The 21625-nt window shown below is 65.1% G+C and carries 30 protein-coding genes; 24 read left to right on the top strand and 6 right to left on the bottom strand.

What is annotated here, in order from left to right; all coding sequences use genetic code 11:
- Nucleotides 1-44 precede the first annotated feature (44 nt).
- Nucleotides 45-461, bottom strand: a complete 417-nt coding sequence (locus JHD77_RS14805) for a helix-turn-helix transcriptional regulator (RefSeq protein WP_024007746.1) — start codon at nt 459-461, stop codon at nt 45-47.
- Between the two features lie 88 nt (nt 462-549).
- On the opposite strand from JHD77_RS14805, the gene JHD77_RS14800 reads away from it, so the two are divergent.
- The 16 genes from JHD77_RS14800 to JHD77_RS14730 all read left to right on the top strand — a co-directional run bounded on the left by JHD77_RS14800 (nt 550) and on the right by JHD77_RS14730 (nt 10279).
- On the top strand, nt 550-780 hold the full coding sequence (locus JHD77_RS14800) for a hypothetical protein (protein ID WP_071575217.1): 231 nt from the start codon (nt 550-552) through the stop codon (nt 778-780).
- 29 nt (nt 781-809) lie between these two features.
- Nucleotides 810-1280 (top strand): YmfL family putative regulatory protein, encoded by a 471-nt coding sequence (locus JHD77_RS14795; protein ID WP_031293865.1) that lies wholly within the window; start codon nt 810-812, stop codon nt 1278-1280.
- Nucleotides 1277-1570 carry an ogr/Delta-like zinc finger family protein gene (locus JHD77_RS14790; RefSeq protein WP_003098408.1) on the top strand — a complete coding sequence of 98 codons (294 nt, stop codon included), beginning with the start codon at nt 1277-1279 and terminating at the stop codon, nt 1568-1570. The genes JHD77_RS14795 and JHD77_RS14790 overlap by 4 nt, the downstream gene beginning before the upstream one ends.
- Nucleotides 1567-1917: a hypothetical protein gene (locus JHD77_RS14785; protein ID WP_024007744.1), complete on the top strand. Its 351-nt coding sequence runs from the start codon at nt 1567-1569 to the stop codon at nt 1915-1917. The genes JHD77_RS14790 and JHD77_RS14785 overlap by 4 nt, the downstream gene beginning before the upstream one ends.
- Before the next feature lie 70 nt (nt 1918-1987).
- Nucleotides 1988-2221: a hypothetical protein gene (locus JHD77_RS14780; RefSeq protein WP_003098410.1), complete on the top strand. Its 234-nt coding sequence runs from the start codon at nt 1988-1990 to the stop codon at nt 2219-2221.
- The gene (locus JHD77_RS14775) at nt 2218-4938 is read left to right on the top strand and encodes a toprim domain-containing protein (RefSeq protein WP_031293862.1); all 2721 of its coding nucleotides are present in this window, start codon (nt 2218-2220) and stop codon (nt 4936-4938) included. The genes JHD77_RS14780 and JHD77_RS14775 overlap by 4 nt, the downstream gene beginning before the upstream one ends.
- A gap of 44 nt (nt 4939-4982) precedes the next feature.
- Entirely contained in the window at nt 4983-5255 is a 273-nt protein-coding gene (locus JHD77_RS14770) for a hypothetical protein (protein ID WP_024007742.1), read from the top strand.
- Between the two features lie 61 nt (nt 5256-5316).
- On the top strand, nt 5317-5670 hold the full coding sequence (locus JHD77_RS14765; RefSeq protein WP_022580407.1) for a DUF7673 family protein: 354 nt from the start codon (nt 5317-5319) through the stop codon (nt 5668-5670).
- An 11-nt stretch (nt 5671-5681) separates the two neighbouring features.
- On the top strand, nt 5682-5888 hold the full coding sequence (locus JHD77_RS14760) for a TraR/DksA family transcriptional regulator (protein WP_023093091.1): 207 nt from the start codon (nt 5682-5684) through the stop codon (nt 5886-5888).
- A gap of 59 nt (nt 5889-5947) precedes the next feature.
- Nucleotides 5948-6199, top strand: a complete 252-nt coding sequence (locus JHD77_RS14755) for a hypothetical protein (protein WP_024007741.1) — start codon at nt 5948-5950, stop codon at nt 6197-6199.
- Nucleotides 6192-8102: a DNA cytosine methyltransferase gene (locus JHD77_RS14750; protein ID WP_058172988.1), complete on the top strand. Its 1911-nt coding sequence runs from the start codon at nt 6192-6194 to the stop codon at nt 8100-8102. The genes JHD77_RS14755 and JHD77_RS14750 overlap by 8 nt, the downstream gene beginning before the upstream one ends.
- A complete protein-coding gene (locus tag JHD77_RS14745; RefSeq protein WP_191519326.1) occupies nt 8099-9331 on the top strand; it encodes a phosphoadenosine phosphosulfate reductase domain-containing protein in 1233 nt (410 codons plus the stop codon). The genes JHD77_RS14750 and JHD77_RS14745 overlap by 4 nt, the downstream gene beginning before the upstream one ends.
- Nucleotides 9332-9341: 10 nt before the next feature.
- Nucleotides 9342-9518: a hypothetical protein gene (locus JHD77_RS14740; RefSeq protein WP_182835626.1), complete on the top strand. Its 177-nt coding sequence runs from the start codon at nt 9342-9344 to the stop codon at nt 9516-9518.
- Nucleotides 9515-9883 carry an ASCH domain-containing protein gene (locus tag JHD77_RS14735; protein WP_033936101.1) on the top strand — a complete coding sequence of 123 codons (369 nt, stop codon included), beginning with the start codon at nt 9515-9517 and terminating at the stop codon, nt 9881-9883. The genes JHD77_RS14740 and JHD77_RS14735 overlap by 4 nt, the downstream gene beginning before the upstream one ends.
- On the top strand, nt 9880-10083 hold the full coding sequence (locus JHD77_RS33090; RefSeq protein WP_033936102.1) for a DUF7696 family protein: 204 nt from the start codon (nt 9880-9882) through the stop codon (nt 10081-10083). The genes JHD77_RS14735 and JHD77_RS33090 overlap by 4 nt, the downstream gene beginning before the upstream one ends.
- Complete coding sequence (locus JHD77_RS14730) at nt 10076-10279, top strand: helix-turn-helix transcriptional regulator (RefSeq protein WP_003098423.1); 204 nt, start codon at nt 10076-10078, stop codon at nt 10277-10279. Before JHD77_RS33090 ends, JHD77_RS14730 begins: the two co-directional genes overlap by 8 nt.
- Nucleotides 10280-10285: 6 nt before the next feature.
- Here the strand turns inward: JHD77_RS14730 and JHD77_RS14725 are convergent, their stop codons facing one another.
- The 3 genes from JHD77_RS14725 to JHD77_RS14715 form a co-directional block, all read right to left on the bottom strand.
- Complete coding sequence (locus JHD77_RS14725) at nt 10286-11488, bottom strand: tyrosine-type recombinase/integrase (protein ID WP_042163790.1); 1203 nt, start codon at nt 11486-11488, stop codon at nt 10286-10288.
- Nucleotides 11489-11835: 347 nt separating this feature from the next.
- Nucleotides 11836-12312 carry a hypothetical protein gene (locus tag JHD77_RS14720; RefSeq protein WP_031756368.1) on the bottom strand — a complete coding sequence of 159 codons (477 nt, stop codon included), beginning with the start codon at nt 12310-12312 and terminating at the stop codon, nt 11836-11838.
- A gap of 231 nt (nt 12313-12543) precedes the next feature.
- The gene (locus JHD77_RS14715) at nt 12544-12837 is read right to left on the bottom strand and encodes a DUF2845 domain-containing protein (RefSeq protein ID WP_003120795.1); all 294 of its coding nucleotides are present in this window, start codon (nt 12835-12837) and stop codon (nt 12544-12546) included.
- Between the two features lie 339 nt (nt 12838-13176).
- On the opposite strand from JHD77_RS14715, the gene JHD77_RS14710 reads away from it, so the two are divergent.
- Together JHD77_RS14710 and JHD77_RS14705 are read left to right on the top strand one after the other, a co-directional pair.
- Nucleotides 13177-13434: a YjhX family toxin gene (locus tag JHD77_RS14710; RefSeq protein ID WP_003085431.1), complete on the top strand. Its 258-nt coding sequence runs from the start codon at nt 13177-13179 to the stop codon at nt 13432-13434.
- A 59-nt stretch (nt 13435-13493) separates the two neighbouring features.
- A complete protein-coding gene (locus JHD77_RS14705; RefSeq protein WP_023518351.1) occupies nt 13494-14000 on the top strand; it encodes a GNAT family N-acetyltransferase in 507 nt (168 codons plus the stop codon).
- 43 nt (nt 14001-14043) lie between these two features.
- Here JHD77_RS14705 and gloA read toward each other — a convergent pair whose 3' ends face one another.
- Both gloA and JHD77_RS14695 read right to left on the bottom strand, forming a co-directional pair.
- Nucleotides 14044-14439, bottom strand: a complete 396-nt coding sequence (gene gloA / locus JHD77_RS14700; protein ID WP_023518350.1) for a lactoylglutathione lyase — start codon at nt 14437-14439, stop codon at nt 14044-14046.
- Between the two features lie 44 nt (nt 14440-14483).
- On the bottom strand, nt 14484-14780 hold the full coding sequence (locus JHD77_RS14695) for a putative quinol monooxygenase (protein ID WP_003085421.1): 297 nt from the start codon (nt 14778-14780) through the stop codon (nt 14484-14486).
- Nucleotides 14781-14895: 115 nt separating this feature from the next.
- Here JHD77_RS14695 and JHD77_RS14690 point away from each other — a divergent pair, with 115 nt between their 5' ends.
- From JHD77_RS14690 to JHD77_RS14665, 6 genes are all read left to right on the top strand, one after another.
- The gene (locus tag JHD77_RS14690) at nt 14896-15750 is read left to right on the top strand and encodes a LysR family transcriptional regulator (protein WP_003098432.1); all 855 of its coding nucleotides are present in this window, start codon (nt 14896-14898) and stop codon (nt 15748-15750) included.
- A gap of 285 nt (nt 15751-16035) precedes the next feature.
- On the top strand, nt 16036-16815 hold the full coding sequence (toxR, locus tag JHD77_RS14685; RefSeq protein WP_016263857.1) for a toxA transcriptional regulator ToxR: 780 nt from the start codon (nt 16036-16038) through the stop codon (nt 16813-16815).
- 92 nt (nt 16816-16907) lie between these two features.
- A complete protein-coding gene (gene catB, locus JHD77_RS14680; protein WP_003163350.1) occupies nt 16908-17546 on the top strand; it encodes a type B chloramphenicol O-acetyltransferase in 639 nt (212 codons plus the stop codon).
- Nucleotides 17547-17800: 254 nt separating this feature from the next.
- On the top strand, nt 17801-18700 hold the full coding sequence (gene migA / locus JHD77_RS14675; protein ID WP_199506531.1) for an alpha-1,6-rhamnosyltransferase: 900 nt from the start codon (nt 17801-17803) through the stop codon (nt 18698-18700).
- A 127-nt stretch (nt 18701-18827) separates the two neighbouring features.
- On the top strand, nt 18828-20222 hold the full coding sequence (locus JHD77_RS14670) for an amidase (RefSeq protein WP_023088529.1): 1395 nt from the start codon (nt 18828-18830) through the stop codon (nt 20220-20222).
- A gap of 70 nt (nt 20223-20292) precedes the next feature.
- Complete coding sequence (locus JHD77_RS14665; RefSeq protein WP_023088530.1) at nt 20293-21609, top strand: MFS transporter; 1317 nt, start codon at nt 20293-20295, stop codon at nt 21607-21609.
- Nucleotides 21610-21625: the final 16 nt, after the last annotated feature.

Below are 21625 nucleotides of genomic sequence, written 5' to 3'. Positions count from 1 at the left end.
ACTGACGTAACGGCAGTCCATGTCACGTTCTCAACGGGAACAGATCATGCCAGCCTTTTGGCATCAGCGACAACGGCCTCCAGTTCCGCGAGGCGCTGCTCCAGAATCTTCAGACGTTTCTTTTCCTCAGCAGCAAGCTGTATTTCTCGCTGCTCACCCTCGTCCAGTTCGCGCCAGAGTGCCAGCAGAGCCTGCTCGCGGGGATCGGTAGGCGTTGCCTCAACCTTCTGCGGGTCTGCCCCTCTCCACATTGGTCCTTCACCGGTGAGTAACCAATCCAGTCTGACGCCTCTCTCCTCCGCCGTACTTACGCAAATTGTGTAAGGCACGGAGTCACGTGAGCGCCAGTTGCCAAGCGTTGATCGCTTGATCTGCAGAAGCTCACTCAGCTGATTGTCGTTCTTGACCCCGTAAACACTCAGGAGGCGGTCCACAACGGCGTTAGCGCTCTTGTTTCCCAAAATAGGAAATTCCTGTTGACTTACTCAAAATGAGGCAATAGCCTTACTCACAACGAGAACATCTTATCCGTATGGGAACACCCAAGCCATGACCCCTAATCAGATCCGTGCACGTCTCGTCGAAAAGGGCAGCAGCTACCGAAAGTTCGCGCTGGCTCGCGGCTACGAGCCGCGCAATGTCACCCAAGTGGTGGCTCGGTGGGCAGGAGCGGAACGTTTGCCCAACGGTCGCCTCGCCTACGCGATTCTGAAGGACCTATCTGAAGAGATAGGTGCCGATGTCGTCCCCGGCATTCGCCGACCCGCAACCGAACAGTAATGACCGCCGCCCTGGGGAGATACCAGAAGATGAAACGCCCGCTCCTAGAAACGCGGCGCCAGGTGGTCAGCGCGATCATCGGCGCCTACCCCGGCGGACGCGAATGCGCCGCCGCCCGCCTGGGCCTCGACCTGAAGAAGTTCGACAACCACGCCTACGAGAACGCCGGCAGCAAACCGCTCAGCGACGACCAGTTGCTCCTGCTCGAGCAGGAAACCGGCACCAGCCACTTCCCCGAGTATGTCGCCCACCTGTACGGCGGCATGTTTGTGCAGATGCCCGACCCGGTCCAGTTGGACAACCTCGACCTGTACGCCCGTGGCGTCACCACCGCCATCAGGCGCGGCGAGGTCGACCGCATCATCGCCGAGGCGCTGCGCGATGGAGAGATCGACGAGGCCGAACTCGCCGAAATCATCGTCGCCCATCGCCAACACCTGGCCGCACGGCACGCCGAGGTCGGCGCAGTGATCACCCTGCATCGGAGGGTCAAGGCGTGAGCGTCTACAAGCTCGTCTGCCCCTGCTGCCACAGCCGGATGCGGATCCGTTCCTCCGAAGGCCAGACTCCGTGCTTCCGCTCGATGTACGCGCAATGCACTAACGCGCTCTGCGGCGCCACCTTCACCGGCTCCCTTAGCTGGGACTACCAGCTCAGCCCCTCTGGCCTCGAGCGGCCACTACTGGTGCTCCCCATGGCGCCATCGAAGACCCGTCAACTGGCACGCCGCGACCTCGCGGCCGCAACCAACCAACTGGACCTGCTGGATCATGTGGAGTGCATGCAATGAACAGCACCAACGACTACCGCAGCACCATGCAGAAAGCCGCCGCAGCGTACCTGCAGGCCCACGCCAACCAATATCTTTCCTCCGGCTCCGACCGGTTGTTCGATGCCTGTGTCAACCATCTGGCCAAAGGCCTCGAGGTCCCCCAATTCATGGCCGAACAACTCGCCCAGCGCGCGTGGGATGAAGTCTTCGCGGGGCCAGAGCCGATCTGGCTGGGCATCGACTGGGGCCAGGGAGACGACGAGGTGGTCTACCTGATCGACACCCGCAATCACTGCCGCTTCCCGATCCCGGCTCGCTATCTGCCCGCGCACCTGCTCAAACAGCGCCCCCAGCACACCCAGTAATCCCTGAAACACGCCCTACCCACTGCCGTGGGTTTGGGGAAGTTACGCCCAGAATTCGAGGTATCCCGCCATGAGCGGCCATATTTCAATCACCGTCGAAGTCGACCAGAACCAGGCTGAGAAGTACCTGCTCTGGCTGGTCAGCCAGTACGAAGCCGCCATGGCCGAGTGCTGGTACGACGATCGCTACCGCTATACGCCGCAGGGGCTGCGCGGCAAGCGCATCCTCGAGGACCGCCCACACATTGCTGGCATCTGCCGGACCATCCGCGAACTGCGCAAGCAGATTCGGGGGCGCGCATGAAGGAAATGGACCGCGAGCTCAAGGCCGACGTGCTGCGCCGCCTACAGGATCAGTACGGCCTGACGCCGATCAAGGGCACGAAGTACATGCGCAAGGGCGAGTGCCCGACGTGCGGCAAAAAGGAGCTCTACACCCTGGTCGACAGCCCCTGGTTCATCCGCTGCGGGCGCGGCAAGTGCGGCGACACCTGGCACATCAAGGAAATCTACCCGGAGCTCTTCGACGACTGGAGCAAGCGAGCGCCGGCCACCGACAAGGAACCCGCCGCCTCGGCCCGGGCGTACCTGGCCCATGCCCGCGGCTTCGACCTGGCGCTGATCGATGGCTGGTACAGCCAGGAAAACTACTGGGACCGCGACCTTGAGATCGGTAGCGCGACAGTACGCTTCCCGCTGAAGAAAGGCGGCTACTGGGAACGCCTGATCGATCGCCCGAGCCGCTTCGGCAAGAAGAAGGCGCGCTTCAAGCCGGGCGACAGCCCGCGCGGCGTCTGGTGGTGCCCACCCAGCGTCGACCTGCAGGAGGTGAAGGAGCTGTGGATCGTCGAAGGTATCTTCGACGCCATCGCGCTGCTGCACCACGGCATCGACGCCGTGTCGGCCATGAGTTCCAACGCCTTCCCCGAGCAGTCTTTGCGCGAACTCGCGACAGCCCGTGGCGGCAAGCTGCCGAAACTGATCTGGGCGCTGGACAACGAACCCGGCGCCCACAGGTACACCCGGCGGTGGGTGACCGAGGCGCGTGCCCTGGGCTACGTCTGCGAAGCGGCCCAACTACCGCAGCGCAACAACCGCAAATTCGACTGGAACGACCTGCACCAGCGCTGGATGTTCATCGATGACGCGGCCGAGCGCGTCGCGCAGATCGAGAAAGACCTCAAGACCGCGCGTCATGAGGGCGCGCTGCTGATCGCCGAGAGTGCCGCCGAGAAGGCCCTGCTGATGTACGACTGGGGCAAGCGCGGTGAATTCCACTTCCGCTTCGCCAACCGCCTCTACTGGTTCAAGCTGGATATCGAGAAGTTCAACAAGGCCATGCAGAGCCTGGAGGACAGCGACAACCACGACGACCAATTGCTGAACCAGAAACAGATGCGCGACAAGGCCCTGCAGCAAGCCGGCAGCGTCGTGGAAATCGCCAACTGCTTCCCCCAGGCCCTGTACTTCCAGCGCAACGAGGTCACAGACGAGAGCTGGTACTACTTCCGCATCGATCGCCCCGACGACGAGAGCGTGAAGAACACCTTCACCAGCGCCCAGGTCGCGGCGGCCAGCGAGTTCAAGAAGCGCCTGCTCGGCGTGGCGGCCGGGGCGATATTCACCGGCAGCGGCGCGCAGCTCGACCAGATCATGAAGCTGCAACTCACCGGCCTGAAGACGGTGGCCACCATCGATTACCTGGGCTACAGCCGGGAGCATGCCTGCTACGTCCTGGGCGACGTGGCGGTGCGCGGTGGCGTGATCGAGAAGGCCAACGCCGAAGACTTCTTCGAGTTCCAGAAGCTGCGCCTGAAGACCCTGCAGCGCTCGATCAAGCTGCAGATCGCCACCGACGCCAAGGACTACCGCCCAGAGTGGCTGGACTGGCTGTGGACCTGCTTCGGCGCCAAGGGCCTGGTGGCGCTGGCGTTCTGGTTCGGCTCGCTGTTCGCGGAGCAGATCCGTGCCGAGTTCCAGTCCTTTCCGTTCCTCGAGGCCACCGGCGAGGCCGGTGCCGGCAAGTCCACGCTGATCACCTTCCTATGGAAGCTGCTCGGCCGGGCGGACGAGGAAGGCCAGGACCCGTCGAAGATGACCAAGGCGGGCCTGCGCCGCTGGCTGACCCAGCTGTCGAACATGCCCATGGTCATGCTCGAGGCCGACCGCAGCGACAACAGCCGCGCCGGCGGCGCCGCCAAGTCATTCGACTGGGACGAGTTCAAGCCGCTGTTCAACGGCCGCGCGCTGGGCGTGACCGGCCAGAAGACCGCCGGAAACGAGACCTACGAGCCCCCCTTCCGCGGCACCCTGGTGATGAGCCAGAACGCCACGGTGCAGGCCTCCGAAGCGATCATGACCCGTATCGTGAAGCTGCACTTCATTCGCCCGGAGATCACCCGCGAGAGCCAGGCCGCGGCTGACAACCTCAACCACCTGGACGTGCTCGAGGTCAGCCACTTCCTGCTGATGGCCATCCGCGCGGAGGCCCGCGTGCTGGAGTGCTTCCGCGAGCGGCTGAAGGTTCACAGCGCGACGCTGCGCGGTCTGAAGCAGATTCGTATCGAGCGACTGATACTCAACCACGCGCAGATGATGGCCCTGGTCGACGCATTGCGCCTGGTGGTGCCGCTGTCCGAGCACCAGCTCGCCTGCGCTCAGCAGGCCCTGATGACGATGGCCCTGGAGCGCCAGGACGCCGTCAACGCCGACGCGCCCGAGGTGGCCGAGTTCTGGGAGGTCTACGACTACCTCGAAAACCTCAGCGAAGAGCCGGTGCTCAACCACAGCAAGAACCCCGGAACCATCGCCATCAACCTCAACGAGTTCGTGAAGCTGGCAGCCGACCACCGCCAGAAGGTGGCCGACGCGGCAACCCTGCGCGACCTGCTGAAAGAGTCCCGCCGGCACAAATTCATCGAATACAAGGCCGTCGACAGCGCAGTACGGGCGGCACACGCCCGCCAGAACCCTTTCACCAACCGACCCAGCACCGTCAAGTGCTGGATTTTCCAAGCCTGACCGGCGCGGCAACGCCGGGACTGCAACCCCAAAGGAGAGACACCATGCAACTGAATGTATCCCGCGGCGCACCCGCTACTGGCAAGACGGTCCGCCTGCGCCAAATCGCAAAGGCTGACGGCCAAAGCGAGAACCAGATTCTGGTGGGTCGTCACATGACGACAGCAGCACTGAAAGACGCGGTTTGGCACCTCTCCAATCGCGGCGCGACGGTCATCTGCATCGACGAGTGCAGCGAAGAGCAGATCGCGGCTCTGGAGCGCTACCAGCACCGCATGCCGGACCACCTGACCATCCATGCCGTTGTAGCGAACTGATCAACAGACACCCAGCCCAGGCGCGGCAACGCCGGGACCACAAACCGATAGGAGAGACACCATGCAACCCCTCCCCCACGACTATCTGCGGTTGATCCACGACTTCCAGGCCAGGCAGCAGGAGAACGAGGTAGCCGGCATCACAGCGTTGAAACGCCTGCTCCCGATCGCACAGCGCGACAGCGGCCAGAGCGGCGTGATCGGTCGGTTCCTGCTCGGCCTGTACAACGGCCAGGCTCACCGCTTCGACCTCACCGAGCTGCGCGGCCTCGACCCAGCGCTGTTCGATGCGTGCCTGTCCGTGCTGCGCATGGACTATGCCCCGAAACAGGAAGTGCATGAGTACTTCGAGGACGGCGACGCGATCTGGCAGGACCTGCGCAAACGCTGGGCCGCAGCATCGCTGCCGGCATAGGGAGACTGACTGTGGATGTGATCGACCAGGCCAACGAACGGGCCGAGAACATGATCCAGGCCGCCCTGGCCCAGCGGACGAACACTCGCCCGGCGCCCAGCGCCCTCTGGTGCGAGGACTGCGGCGAGCAAATACCCGAGGCTCGCCGCCAGGCCGCCCCGGGCTGCGAGTGCTGCATCAGCTGTCAGGAACTGCGCGAGCACCCCGCGCGGCGCTGAAGAAGAGGCGCCAGGGAGCGGCAACTCCCTGGCGCCGACCACCCCAAAGGAGAGACACCATGCAAGCGAATCAACCCCAAGGCGGCAACGCCAAGGCTAGCACAGCCACGTCAGCCACCCGCACTCGTCCAGCGATGGCCAGCAAGCGGCTGGACCTTCCGAGCACCTGCGACATCTGCGGCAACGCGCGTTCCACCGGCAAGCACCAGCGCTGCAGCCGGATTCGCCAACAGGCCAAGGCGGTCGAGTGGGCCAGCTACATGGCCAACCTGGCGGCCAAGAAAGCGCAGGGAGGGCGTCGGCATGCTTAAGCGTACCCTCTACCACTTCCACTTTTGCTGCGGCCTGGGCGGCGGCGCCGCTGGCTTCAACCGGGCGCGTCCGCGAGTCGGCAACGTCGAGGCCGAATGGGTCTGCCTCGGCGGAATCGACGTGGACCCGGCCGGATTGCGCGATTTCGAGCGCTTGGCCGGCGTCCCGGGCACCCTGCTGGACCTGTTCACCCGCGACCAGTACGTGCGGTTCCACGGCAAGGAGCCGCCGGCAGGCTGGCGGGAGGCGACCCCGGAGGATGTTCGTCGCGCCGCGGGCGGGCGCCGACCGGACACCGTGTTCATTAGCTCGCCCTGCAAGGGTGCCAGCGGCCTGCTGTCGGAGAAGATGAGCTTGACTCCGAAGTACCAGGCGCTGAACGAGTTGACGCTGCGCTGCATCTGGCTGATGGGCGAGGCATGGGCTGATGACCCGGTGCCGCTGATCGTCTTCGAGAACGTCCCGCGCCTGGCCAGCCGCGGTCGGCACCTGCTGGACCAGATCAACAGCCTGCTCGGTGGCTTCGGCTACGCCGTGGCGGAAACCACTCACGACTGCGGCGAACTCGGCGGCCTGGCGCAGTCCCGGAAGCGCTTCCTGCTGGTCGCGCGGCACGTCGAGAAAGTGCCGCCCTTCCTGTACGAGCCGGAAAAGAAGAGCCTGCGCGCCGTCGGCGACATCCTCGGCCGCATGCCACTGCCCGGCGATATCGAGGCCGCCGGCCCGATGCACCGCGTACCGTCCTTGCAGTGGAAGACCTGGGTGCGCCTCGCTCTGGTGCGAGCCGGCAGCGACTGGCGCAGCCTGAACGACCTGGCCGTCGAGGACGGCTACCTGCGCGATCTGATCATCGTGCCGGAGTACCAGGCCGGCTACATGGGCGTCCACGGCTGGAACGACAGCATGGGCACCATCGCCGGTCGTAGCGGGCCCACGAACGGGGCGTTCTCGGTAGCGGACCCGCGCGCGCCGGCAAACGCTCTGCAATACCAGCAGTACGGTGTCCGCCGCTGGACCGACACCTCGGGCGCCATCATCGGCGTCAAGTCGCCCGGCCAGGGTACGTACTCCGTCGCCGATCCCCGCGGCCAGAGCTTCGGCAAGTACCCCGTCACCGACTGGGACGGCCCGTCCGGAACCGTGATCGCGGCCAGTACTACTGGCCAGGGTGCTTTCGCAGTAGCAGACCCGCGCCCGGGCGGCGTCCGGCACAACAACGTGTTCCGCGTCGTCAGCATGGGCAGCCACGCCGGAACCGTCACTGGCGGGCACTCGCCGAGCTCCGGCGGCCAGGCTGTTGCCGATCCCAGGTACCACAACTGGCACCCTGGGGCGAGCAGCCGAAAATTGCACGTCGGCGAGTGGGGAAACGCTACCGGCACGGTCACCGGCTCCCAGCAGGTTGCCAGCGGCGCGCTGTCGATCGCTGATCCGCGCGTGCTCGATCGCACCAAGGGCGACGCGTACCTGACCGGCGGCCACTACGGCGTAGTGGGGTTCGACCAGTCCGCCGGCGCAGTGTCGGCCAGCGCCAGGCACGACAATGGCCGGTGGAGCGTCGCCGACCCACGCATGCCGGCGGCGAACGACCGGCTCACCTGCATCATCCAGTCGCTGGATGGCACCTGGCACAGGCCGTTTACCACCCTGGAACTCGCCGCACTGCAGAGCTTGGTCGACCCCGAAGAGCAGTTGGTCCTCGACGGCCTGAGCGACAGCGACTGGCGCGAGCGCATCGGCAACGCCGTACCACCGGCCGCGGCCGAGGCCATCGCCGGCGTGATGGGCACCACCCTGCTGCTGGCCGAGCAGGGCGAGACGTTCATGCTCAGCAATACGCCCATCTGGGTGCGCCCGGTTGCGGTGGCGCTGAGCGTCGCGCAACAGGAGGTGCAGCAATGAAAGCCCTTTCCCCGCGCCAGAGTGACATCTTCGCCGCCGGCGCCCAGCGCCTGCAGATGACCGAGAGCATCGAGCTGACCATCCAGAGCATGCAGGCCTATGGCGCCGATCATGAGCACTGGGGAGTGGCCTGGTCGGGTGGCAAGGACTCCAGCACCACCCTGACGCTGCTTATCTGGCTGATCGACACCGGCCGGATCAAGGCCCCGAAGTCGCTCACCGTGTTCTACGCGGACACCCGCCAAGAGCTGCCGCCGCTGGCCATCGCGGCGCACCAGATCATGGACGAGTTGCGGGACCGCGGCATCCGCGTCGAGGTGGTATGCGCACCGCTCGACAAGCGCTTCATGGTCTACATCCTGGGCCGCGGCGTGCCCCCGCCGAACAACAACACCCTGCGCTGGTGCACCCGTCAGATCAAGATCGACCCGATGCAGGCCGCCCTCGAGCAACGCCTGGCCGCGCTCGACGGCAATGTGCTGATGATCACCGGCGTGCGCCAGGGCGAGAGCGCCATCCGCGACAAGCGGATCGAGATGTCCTGCGGCAAGGACGGCGCCGAGTGCGGCCAGGGCTGGTACCAGAAGGTCCTGCCCGAGGCAAAAGGCCTAAAGGGCCGGCTCGCCACCCTGGCCCCGCTCCTGCACTGGCGTGTCTGCCACGTCTGGGAGTGGCTGAAGCACTGGGCGCCACTTGCCGAGTTCGGCGACTGGTCAACCGCGATGATCGCCGACGCCTACGGCGGCGACGAAGCCGAAGAGATCAACGCTCGTACCGGCTGCACCGGTTGCCCGCTGGCCAGCGAGGAGAAGGCGCTCGAAACCGTGCTGGCCATGCCGCACTGGGCATACCTGGCGCCGCTACGCGGCCTGAAAGAGCTATGGCGGGAGCTTCGCGAGCCCCAGCACCGCCTGCGCAAGGCCGGCATCGAGCGGCTGAAGGACGGCAGCATCGCCGCGAACCCCCAGCGCATGGGGCCGATCCTGCTGGAGTCCCGCTTGATGGGCCTGGAGCGCGTACTGGCCATCCAGGCCGAGTGCAACGCCGCAGCCGACCACCTCGGTCGCCCTCGCATCGACCTGATCAACGCCGAGGAAGAAGCCCGCATCCGCGAGCTGATCGCCGCCAGCACCTGGCCGGATGGCTGGGACGGCGACGAGCCAATCGCCACCATCCCTCTCGACAAAATTTTCGCCGACGGCGCGGTGCAGCCGCTGCTGTTCTGCTGAGGACTGCACCATGCACGACTTACTTAAAATGCTGGACAACCCGCGCAACTTGCTGAACTTCTCGCTGGCAGTTCTGGTTGTCCTGGCTGTGTTCTTCATGTTGAAGAGCGGCGCGCAATCTGCTTCGCAACCAGCCCCCTCCCTTTCCACGTCCATGGAAGCACACTCAAGGGGGAAGCAACCGTGAAAGCACTGAGCATTCGCCAACCATGGGCCTGGCTGGTCGCCAATGGCCACAAGGACATCGAGAACCGCGACTGGGCGACCAACTTCCGCGGCCGCTTTCTGATCCACGCAGCCAAGGGCATGACACGCGACGAGTACGAGGAGGCCCGCGACTTCGCCGCGTACAACGGCGTGACCATCCCAGCGCCGCACGAACTGGAGCGCGGCGGGATAGTCGGCGAGGCCAGCATCATCGGCTGCGTCGATCGCTGCAACTCACTGTGGTTCTTCGGCCGATACGGGTTCGAACTGGCTGACGCCAAGCCACTGCCGTTCCAGCCCATGAAGGGCCAGCTGGGGTTCTTCGAAGTTGAGGTAGTGCAATGACTGATCGGGCCAACCGCCAGCACCTGCTGGTATGCGAAGCCCGGTACTGGCTCCGGCGTGGTATCACCACGCCGGATAAAGTCGCCGAGCTGAGAGAAACCCTTAAGCGGCGGGGGGAAAGCGCCGTCGAGCAGTTGATAGCGGAAATGCGCCGACAGTGGCAGGCGCGGACAGAGTGGCTAGGTGGTGAAGATGGCTGAACTGGACAGATTCATGCGGGAGGCCGAAGTGCTGGAAGCCACCAGCCTGGCGCGCTCGACACTCTGGCGGGAGGTGAAGGCCAAGCGCTTCCCCAGTCCGGTACAGATCACGCCAGGGCGAGTAGGCTGGAGACAATCCGATATCAACCGCTGGCTGGAAAACCCGATGGGATGGACACCAACAAGGGCCGCGTGAGCGGCCCTACTTCTTGGTGTCGATGACGTTCTTTTCGAGCCAGGCGGCCCAGCGATCGAGCCCGCGCTTCTTCTCTTGGAAGTAGTCGTAGCGGTCGTAGTGCTTGGATGACACATCGTTGAAGGCGTGGCCCTGGATCCTGTCCCGCAGCTCCTTGGTCAGCCCGGCTTTCGCCATCAGCGTCTTGCAGGTCCGACGGATGTCCCGAAGCGTGAACGGGCCGTTGAACGACTTGTGATGCCGACCGTACAGCTTCGTCACCGCCCTGGACAGAGACTGGGGGTTCAGTGATTTCCCTTCCTCCTTGCCCTGGAACGGATACGCGCTCTTCTCGCTGATGCAGTCCATTTCCTTCAGGCTCGCCCGCATCAGCTTGTTGTAGGGCACCACATGCATCGCCCGCTCACCTTCGCCGCCCTTCCCGTTACGGATCATCACATGGTCCCGCTGATACATCGTCCGATCAGAGCGGAGCAGCTGCTCCGGTCGTTGACCACCGCTGGCGATCAAGAACTTGAGCAACTCGGACGTCGTGAGGGACAGCTTCTCCGGCAGCAGATGCCAGAGCGCTTGCAACTCATTTTCCGTGAGTGCACGGTCCCCGGGCTGCTCCCAGTCTTCCTGTACAGGGATGCTAGCCACCGGATTGCTGGTCAGGCCGAAGCGATTTTCCTGCTCCAGGTAGGTGCGGGGGTTGTAGTCCTGCTGCAGGGCACTCTGGAACGCCGAATGAAGGCGAGAGCGCACCCGGTTCGTCATCGTCGTGACGCCGCCGGCAATCATCTTGGCCAGGATGTCACGGATATCGGCCGGCCCGATCAACACCGCCGGGCGCTCCACCAGGGTGGGGAACGGCTCGGAAACGTAGTGTCTAAACGACCACTCGACGTGCTCGGCACTGGCCGCCCCTTCCTGCTTCAGCTTGGCAACATAGGCGGCCATCAACTCCTTGAAGGTGCCAGCCTCGATCTGGATTTCCTTCTCCTCGCGACACCGGTCCCGCGCTTCCGTGAGCGCCATCGTCGGCCAGGTGCCCAGCTTGGTCTTCAGCTTTCGCCCGTTCTTCCGGCGCTGGAAGTAGAACTCCTTCGTACCATTGGGCCGCACCCGAAGCATCAAGACACCCTCACCCCGCGCGCTGCGCCCGTCGCTGACGGTGTATTCCTTCTCGGCTGGCTTGAGTGCGCGGATCTGTCTCTCGGTGAGCACGGGCTGTCCTTAATTGGGGGCCGTTTCTGGGGGCCGTTTGCACGGGGCAAGGTGGTTCTTCCTGGGACAACCTAGGACGAACCACCTATCCAGAGACCCCGGAATAGAAGGCCTCGACGCACAATTGTGCATGAACTCAGACAGCCGTGGACAGTGCGCCTCAATGCTTCCCAAGCTCATGACGAGGGTTCGATTCCCTTCGCCCGCTCCAAATCACCCTGCCAAGCCCCTGAAATGCCTAGCGCTTCGGGGGCTTTCTGTTTTCAGGCTTTACCGCGTGAAGCCCAGGAAAGATCGGAAGCGCCCCCTGGATTTCGGTGGAGGCGCAGCCGGAAGGTTCCTCTTCCTTACATCATCAGCGAGTAGGCCCGTTCCAACTGGTCCAGATCGATATCCAGAGGCAGCGGCAGGGGCGCTTCGCCGATGCGCTGCTCGCTGGCGAACTTTCCCTCGGCCAACACACGTGCCGGGTCGTTGAGGGCGAGGAAGTCGCCCCCGTCGTATTCCCAGAAGTTCAGCGGGGAGCGGCCGGAATAGGTTTCGTTCCAGCAGGCAACGTACGAACGTTCGCCCAGGACTTTCGGACGGCAGGAAACGTAGGGTTCCAGATAGACCTCATGGGTGAGGTACAGGAAGGTGAGGTCATCCACGCGATAGGCCGGCGCTTCGCTGACCTCCTGAGGCTCCCCGTCCAGTTGCGCTTCGGGGTTCGCTCCCGGATCGACCGCTGCGACAGCGGAAAACCCATCCGCCCCCCCAGGCTCTCCCATGGCCATGCCTCCGCCGATGAAAAGGGAAGCAACCACGACCAATAACTTCAACACGACGCGTCCTCGCCTGAAAATCGCGGAGATTACGCCGCCAACTTTTCAGGTATGCGATCAGGGTGGCCCGCAACCTTCCGCCCCGCCGCCCGATATCGGGCAATTCCTACACGACGGAAGACGCATCCACCTGGGCCCGCACCCGGCTCGTCTTCTCGCTCAGCGCTCTTTCACGGTGTTCCGCAGCGAATTAGTAATTATCTGTAGGAATAACTCCTCAACAGCCTCGTATCACTTCCGCTCGAGCCGAATCTCGACCAGCTTGCCATCGATGAAGCGCAAGTGTCGGTAGACGCCTCCACTGGGGCCATACACCCAGAATTCGGTGCGTGCGGCATTCAACTTGGGCACGCCGTTGTTGCGCAGGGCAGGCTCGTTGACGATCCTGCTCAGCGGTTGCCCGCACCTTTCTAGGACTTGCTCGACGCTGTCGCCCTCGTCCACCAGATGCGTGCCGCATCTCATCGAGGCGACGGCAGGAATTGCCAACGAAGACATGAACAGCATCAGCGCCGTGCGAAACATGGATACCTCCCGCCTCCCCCGATAATGAAAGCGCGGACCGCCGCGGGGCGAGGCGAACTCCCTCACAAAGGCGCAAGCGTCGCACAGCGGTATGGCGACGCAGGCAGTTCCTTGCCGTCGCTTCGCCAGCTTCGTTAGACTGCCGCATCGCAGCACGCTTTCGTGGCTGCGCCCTCCCCGATCCGAGGCTTGCATGTTGGAGATAGTAGTCATCCGATAACCGCCACTTCGTCATCCCGCACGAGGTGTCGCCGGTTATCTGCCTTCGCCATGGCTCGCACGCGCCTTTTCGCGCCGTGCGGCCGCGTTGTCACACCGATGATTACAGGTTCTACCGACATGAACGTTTCCAAGCCGGAACAACGGACGCTTCACGCCTTGGCCCAGGGCGGCCATATCGCCTTCCTTCGCGACGCTTCGGGCAAGATCACCCGCGTCGAGTGCTACAACCGCGACGGCCACCTGCTGCTCGACTGCACCCTGGCGGTGTTCTCCAGGCTGAAGAACAAGGGCCTGGTCCACTCCCGCCAGGGCAGGCCCTACCGGATATCCATGGCCGGGCTGAAAGCCGTGCGCCCGCAGGCGGACAATCGCTGACCCCCTTCCTTTTCCATTGCCCCCGCCGGGACAAGGCGGGGGTTCCGAGGAGTGCTTGCATGAATATTTCCATCCGTGCGGAAACGCCCGGCGACATCGACGCCATCGCTCGCCTGACCGAAGCCGCGTTCCGCAACGAAACGCATAGCAGCCATACCGAGCAGTACATCGTCGATGCCCTCCGCCGTGCTGGCGCGCTGACGCTTTCGCTGGTGGCCGAAGCGAATGGCCAGGTGATCGGCCATATCGCAGCCTCACCAGTGACCATCGATGGCGAAGCGGGCGGCTGGTACGGCCTCGCGCCGCTATCGGTGGCGCCCGGGCGACAGCGCCAGGGTCTCGGTTCGCAGTTGATCCGGCGCCTGCTCACCGAGTTGCGACTGCTGCCCGCGGGTGGCTGCGTGGTACTGGGCGAACCGACCTACTACTCGCGCTTCGGCTTTCGGGTGGAAAGCGGCCTGGCGTTGCCCGGCGTTCCCGCCGAATACTTCCAGGCACAGTCCTTCAGCGGGCGCATGGCGCGAGGAATAGTGGCCTTCCACGCCGCATTCGACGCCAGCGGCTGAGCCGGAACGACAGCAGCCGCTATGTCGCCCCCTGGTCGCGAGCTCAATCGAACTGGGTGCCCTTCTGGATCAGTTCCACCTTGTAGCCGTCCGGGTCTTCGAGGAAGGCGATCACGCTGCGTCCGTGCTGCATCGGCCCGGCCTCGCGGGTGACCCGATAGCCCAGCGCCCTGGCCCGGGCGCAGGTGACGGCGGCATCCTCGATTTCGATGGCCAGGTGGCCGTAGCCATCGCCCTGGGTGTAGCCGTCCCGGTCCCAGTTGTGGGTCAACTCCAGGGCAGCGGCCGCGCGCTCGTCCTGGTAGCCGACGAAGGCCAGGGTGAAGCGGCCTTCGGGATAGTCCCGGCGCCGCAGCAGGCGCATGTCCAGGGCGCGGGTGTAGAACTCCAGCGCGGCCTCGAGATCGGCCACGCGGAGCATGCTGTGCAGGATTCGCATGGAAATTCTCCGTGGAGTCCGGCGGCGAGCCGCCGGAGCGGGAATCAACCCTCGACGCGGTAGCCCTTGAACAGGAAAAGCGGACCGAAGGCGTAGCTGTCGATCAGTTCATAGAAGCGCGCGATGGTTTCGTTGCGGCAATGCTGGAGGAACGCCGCCTCGTCTTCGTACACCTCGTCGAGGTAGAAGCGGTTGCGGTTGTTCTCGTCGCGGATCACCTCGAAGCGCAGGGTGCCCGGTTCGTTCTGCAACGAGCCATTGGCATCGAACAGGCCTGCCGCGGCGAACGCTTCGCGCTTGTCGGAGGGAACGTCGAACTGAACCAGTACGTGGTAGGTCATGGAATCTTTCCTCGTGAAATGGGGTTGGAAGCGATCGCGAGGTCCATGCTAGGGTGGCCTTCTACTCATTAAAAGTAATCAATAATCAGCAAATCACTCACTTAAAGAGAATGATGTGAAACTCTCCCAACTCGGATTCTTCTGCGCGGTGGTCGAACGCGGCACCATCGCAGCCGCGGCCGAACAGTTGCATTGCGTGCCGTCGAACATCACTACCCGCTTGCGCGAACTCGAAGGACAACTCGGCGTAGCCCTGTTCAATCGCGAAAGGAATCGCCTGCTGGTCACCCCCGAGGGCCGCCTGCTGTACCGCCACGCCACGCGCCTGCTGGCGCTGGCCGACGAGACCGCTGCGCTGTTCGCCGGCGACCAGGCGCACGGCGCGCTACGGGTCGGCGCACTGGACGTGGCCCTGGCCAATCATCTGCCCCAGCGCCTGGCCCGCTACCGCCGCGAGTCGCCGGGCGTTGAACTGCACATCCGCCCGGAGCATTCGCTGCTGCTCGAGCGCCTGCTGATGGAGGGAGAGCTGGACCTGATCGTCACCGACGGCCCCATCGAACACCCGTTGCTGGCCAGCCGCCTGGCCTTCCGCGAGCGCCTGTTGCGGGTCACTCCCGCCGACCTGCCGGCACCCACTCCCGAGGACCTCGCCAGCCTCGAACTCTATGTGTTCGGCCACACTTGCCACTACCGCCGCCAGGTCGACCGCTGGCTGGCGGAAAGCGGTATCCAGCCGCGTGCAACCCTGGAAATCGAGTCCTACCCGAGCCTCTTCGCCTGCATCGAGGCCGGTCTCGGCTTCGCCTGCGTGCCGGAGAGCTTCGTTGCACGCATGCCCTCCGCGCGACGGGGTTTCCATGCCGAACCGGTAGCCGGCCTGGACTCCAGCGATATCCATTTCGTCTGGCGCAAACAGCAAGCCTCGCCGCTGATCCAGGGCTTCATCGACAGCATCGGCGCCGACTGACGCCAATGATCGATGCCGCAACACAAACGCACTCGGAAAAATCGGTAACAGCGGAACCACTGCACAGACCAGAGAAAAAGCCGCCACCAACCAGGCCTGGCGGCGACACCGGAAGTACCCTCGGCGGCCGATTACCGAGCCGATCCCCTACCTGCCCCCTGGGTTTTCCGACGAAAGACCTTGATTCGTGGGAGGTAGGGTCGTCTCCGCTAGATACCCCTCAACCCTGCGTGCGGGCTCCATGCCCGAGCGCCTTGGCGAGATTTGCCCATAGAGCCATCACTTATGACTGCGACAGACAGAACGCCCCCGCCATTGAAATGGCTCTGCCTCGGCAACCGTGATGCGAACGACGGATTCGAGCTCTTCGCCCATGGCATCTATGCGAGGAACGGCGCGTTGGTCGGCAGCAAGCTCTCCCTGCGCGAACGGCGCCAGCGCGTCGACCTGTCGGCCTTCCTTTCCGGCGCACCGCCGCTGCTTGCCGAGGCGGCGGTCAAGCACCTGCTGGCACGCCTCCTGTGCGTGCACCGGCACAACACCGACCTCGAACTGCTCGGCAAGAACTTCATTCCCCTGCATGCCAGCAGCCTGGGCAACGCCGGGGTCTGCGAGCGGATCCTGGCCTCGGCCAGGCAATTGCAGCAGCACCAGGTCGAACTCTGCCTGCTGCTGGCCATCGACGAGCAGGAACCCGCCTCGGCGGAGTACCTGGCGTCCCTCGCCCGGCTACGCGACAGCGGCGTGCGCATCGCGCTGCACCCGCAACGCATCGATACCGACGCTCGCCAGTGCTTCGCCGAGGTCGACGCCGGCCTCTGCGATTACCTGGGCCTGGACGCGCGCCTGCTTGCCCCCGGCCCGCTGACGCGTAACCTGCGCCAGCGCAAGAGCATCGAGTACCTGAACCGGCTGTTGGTGGCACAGGACATCCAGATGCTTTGCCTCAACGTCGACAATGAGGAACTGCACCAACAAGCCAACGCACTCCCCTTCGCCTTCCGTCACGGCAGGCACTATTCGGAGCCTTTCCAGGCCTGGCCGTTCAGCACTCCGGCCTGCTGAACGCCGACGCGGCTGCCAGCCGTCACGCCAGGCTGGCCCGCTATCCCGCCAGGCGCTACCCTTGGCAGTTTCGACGGACAGGGACGACGGTCATGGGCAACTATTTCGAGAGCCCCTTCAGGGGCAAGCTGCTCTCGGAACAGGTCAGCAACCCGAACATACGGGTGGGGCGCTACAGCTACTACTCCGGCTACTATCACGGGCATTCCTTCGACGACTGCGCCCGCTACCTGATGCCGGACCGCGACGACGTGGACAAGCTGGTCATCGGCAGTTTCTGCTCGATCGGCAGTGGCGCCGCCTTCATCATGGCCGGCAACCAGGGACACCGCGCCGAATGGGCGTCGACCTTCCCCTTCCACTTCATGCACGAAGAGCCTGCCTTCGCCGGCGCCGTGAACGGCTATCAGCCAGCGGGCGACACGCTGATCGGCCATGACGTCTGGATCGGTACCGAGGCGATGTTCATGCCCGGCGTACGGGTCGGCCACGGAGCCATCATCGGCAGCCGCGCGCTGGTGACCGGCGATGTCGAGCCCTATGCCATCGTCGGCGGTAACCCGGCCCGGACCATTCGTAAGCGCTTTTCCGATGGCGATATCCAGAACCTGCTGGAAATGGCCTGGTGGGACTGGCCACTGGCCGATATCGAGGCAGCCATGCCACTGCTGTGTACTGGGGATATCCCCGCCTTGTACCGGCACTGGAAACAGCGCCAGGCCTCGGCCTGACGGTTGGACGAAGGAGGTCGAGGATTTTTCTCGGGCCCGATGGCCTACCCTCTATGCTTCCAACGGTGTACTGTCGCGATGCCTGGCCATCCAGGCATGCGTGCCAGAGCCACTCCAGCGACCGTACCGGCGGAACGAAACGCTGTGTTTCCGCCAGCCCGTGCCGAGCAACGATCGCCGGAACGATCGCAGGACTTCATGACCGGCGGCCTCCTGGAACGGCTACCGGGCAAGACGAGTGACAAGAACGACACATGATTGAAGAAGCCACTTCCAGCAAGCACTCAGACACGACGGACGCCCCACTGGTATCCGTCGTAGCGCCCTGCTTCAACGCGGAAAAGTACCTGGAAGAAGCCCTGCGCAGCATCTACGAGCAGGACTACCCGAATTTCGAAGTGATCATCGTCGACGACGGTTCCACCGACAACAGCTACGCCATGCTGGAGCAGTTGCAGAAAGTCCACGGTTTCCAGCTCTACCGCCAGCAGAACCAGGGCGTCAGCGCAGCGCTGAACTTCGGCCTGCGACACGCCCGCGGCGACTACGTAGCCACGCCGGACCTGGACGACATCATGCTGCCGCACTCGTTGAGCGTGCGCGCCGCGTACCTCGACCAGCACCCGGAAGTCGGCTGCGTCGGCGCCCTGGTGATCTACATCGACAGCGAAGGCCAGGAAACCAAGCGGCAGAACGGCAATCGCATCCGCCAGCTGGACTTCGACTACCTGCTCGGCAACGCCTACGTCTGCGGCGCCCCGGAGTCCCTGTACCGCATGGAGGCCCTGCGCGCAGCCGGCTTCTACGATCCCGAGATCAAGGTGCAGGACTTCCAGATGACCCTGCGCATCGCCAGCCAGGGCTACCAGATCCACAAGCTGCCGGTGCTGGTCACCCGCTACCGGCGCCACCCCGACAACCTGTCGCGGCGCTACAAGGTGCTGCTCGATGCCGACCTGCGCACCATCGCCCCCTACCAGTCGCATCCCGCCTACGAGCGCGGCCGCACGGAGCTGGTCAACAAGGCCCTGAAATACGCCGTGGTCGCGGACAAGCGGCATGCCTGGCAACTGCTCCGCTCGCTGCCGCTGCGGCAGTGGAACCGCACCACCTTCCGCCGGTTGAAGCGCTTCCTTCTCCATCACGAGAGCTGAGTCCGTCACCGCGAAGATTCGTCGTGCATGGGCTATACCTCCCCGATACACCTTGGTTTCGAATCGCCGCCCGACGACGGGTAGGCCGGTCGCTTGACGCCCGCGGCCGTTCTTCGAGGGAGCTTGAATGACCACGCTGCACGACCTCCCGGGAACCCGCCTGCTGGCACTGTTCGCCCGCCGGGAACTCTCGCCTGGCGAGTACTACGAGCATCTGCTGGCCCACATCCAGCGCTGGGAACCGCATCTCAACGCGCTGTATCGCTTCGACCCGCAACGGGTTCGCGAACAGGCCGCGGCGGCCACCGAGCGCTGGCGCAAGGGACAGCCCAAAGGCCCGCTGGACGGGCTGCCGGTTACCATCAAGGAGCTGATCGCGACCGCTGGCGAACCTATCCCATTGGGCAGCGCCGCCACCGCCCTGCAACCCGCGCCCTGCGACGCGCCACCGGCCGCTCGGCTGCGCGAAGCCGGCGCGATCGTCCTGGCCAAGACTACGGTTCCAGACTTCGGCATGCTCTCATCCGGCCTCTCCAGCTTCCACGGAGTCACCCGCAATCCCTGGAACCTGGCCAACAATACCGGCGGCTCCAGTTCGGGCGCGGCAGCGGCGGCCGCCGCCGGCTACGGACCGCTGCACCTGGGCACCGACATCGGCGGCTCGGTGCGACTGCCGGCGGGCTGGTGCGGCCTGGTGGGCTTCAAGCCAAGCCTCGGGCGGATCCCCATCGACCCCTACTACACCGGTCGCTGCGCCGGTCCGATGACCCGCTGCATGGACGACTGCCTGCTGCTGATGCGCTACCTCGCGCAGCCCGACGCCCGCGACGCCACCAGCCTGCCGCCGGAAGTGCTGGACTGGAGCGCCGAGCCGCTGTCGGTGCGCGGCCTGAGGGTCGGCCTGCAACTCGACCCCGGCTGCGGCCTGCAGCCCGACGCGGAAATCCGCGCCGCGATCGAGGCCGCGGCGCGGCTGTTCGAGGAGCACGGCGCCCAGCTCAGGATCGTCGAACCGCTGATGGACCGGAGCCTGCTCGACGGCCTGAACGACTTCTGGCGCGCCCGCCTGTGGAGCGAACTGCTGCTCCTCGACGAGACGCGGCGGGCCAGGGTGCTGCCCTATGTCCACGCCTGGGCCGAGGGCGGCGCACGGGTCAGCGGGGTCGATGCGGTGCGCGGTTTCAACCAGACCTTCGAGATGCGCCGGCGCGCCGCCCGGCTGTTCGGCGAGATCGACCTGCTGCTGACGCCGACCAACCAGGTCGAGGCCTTCCCCGCCGACTGGGCCTCGCCGCTGAACGATCCGCAGCGACCATTCGAGCACATCGTCTTCACCGTGCCGTGGAATATGGGCGAACAGCCCGCGCTCTCGATAAACTGCGGCTTCACGGCCGCCGGCATGCCGATCGGCCTGCAACTGGTCGCGCCGCGCTTCGCCGATACCTGGCTGTTGCGCATCGGCAAGACCTACGAAGGCTGGCGCGGTCCGATCCACGGCTGGCCACGGCCGCCGGCTGACTGAAGCCGGCAGCCGCTCGTCGCTCGGCTCCAGGCCTGAGTGTTTCAGTCGTCACTCCGAGAGGGCCTTCGCCATGCGCTCCCCCACCCGTCCCCCGGCGGCCGCCGATCCGGCCAGCCGCCGCAGCGTCTTTGCCGTGGTCCTCGGCAACGCCGTGGAATTCTTCGACTTCGGGGTCTATGCCACCTTCGCGGTGATGATCGGACGGACTTTCTTCCCCTCCGACAGCGCCTTCGTCAGCCTGCTCCTGTCGGTCACCGCGTTCGGCGTCGGCTTCGTCATCCGCCCCCTCGGCGCGGTCCTTATCGGCGCCTACGCCGACCGCGCCGGGCGCAAGCCGGCGATGCTCCTTACCCTGTTCCTGATGGCGCTGGGCACCGGCGGCATCGCGGTGCTCCCCGGCTACGACAGCATCGGCCCGGCCGCGCCGCTGCTGCTGGTGCTGACCCGCCTGCTGCAAGGCCTGGCCTGGGGCGGCGAGGCCGGGCCGGCGACCACCTACATCCTCGAGGCGGCACCGCCGCACAAGCGCGGCACCTACGCCTGCTGGCAGGTCGTGGCGCAAGGCATCGCGGCGGTCGCCGCCGGGCTGATGGGCTACCTGCTCACCCTCTGGCTCGACGAGCGCCAACTGCAGGAATGGGGCTGGCGGATTCCCTTCGCGGCCGGCCTGCTGGTCCTGCCGATCGGCCTGTACATCCGCCTCAACCTGGCCGAGACCTTTTCCGGACGCGGCCGCCAGGCCAGCACCCGGAGCCTGCTCGGCGAATTGTTCGGCAATCATCGGCGGGCCCTGCTGCTCGGTCTGCTGATCCTCTCCGGAAGCACCATCACCCAGTACTTCCTCAACTACATGACCACCTTCGCCCTTACCGAGCTACACCTGCCGGCGGGCATCGCGATGCTCTCGACGCTGGTCGCCGGCGCCGCACTGGCGCTCTCGGCGTTGCTCGGCGGCGTGCTCTGCGACCGCTACGGGCGCCGCGCCGTGCTGATCCTGCCGCGCCTGGCGCTGCTCGCGGTGCTGTTCCCGGCACTGCAGGCAATGACCCGTCACCCCGAGCCGGCAGTCTTCCTCGCCGTCCTCGCCCTGCTCTCGGCCCTGCATGGCATGAGCGGCGCGGCGCTGATCGTGCTGCTGGTAGAAAGCTTCCCCCGGGCGCTGCGCTCCACCGGTTTTTCCCTGGTCTATGCAACCGGCGTCGCCGCGTTCGGCGGCACCGCGCAGATAGTGGTGACCTGGCTGATCGGCGTCACCGGCAATCCGCTGTCGCCGCTGGGCTACCTGCTGCTGGCCAACCTGGTCTGCCTGGGTGGGGCCTGGCTGGCCCGCGAGACCTGGCCGGGTCGCGGGGACATGGGAGGCGCGCCGCTGGTGCTGCGCGACTGAGAACTTGCGCGGTTCG

This window comes from Pseudomonas sp. P20 (genome assembly GCF_016463925.1).
GTDB classification, from domain to species: Bacteria; Pseudomonadota; Gammaproteobacteria; order Pseudomonadales; family Pseudomonadaceae; genus Pseudomonas; species Pseudomonas aeruginosa.
This window is presented reverse-complemented; position numbering and strand designations above follow the sequence as displayed.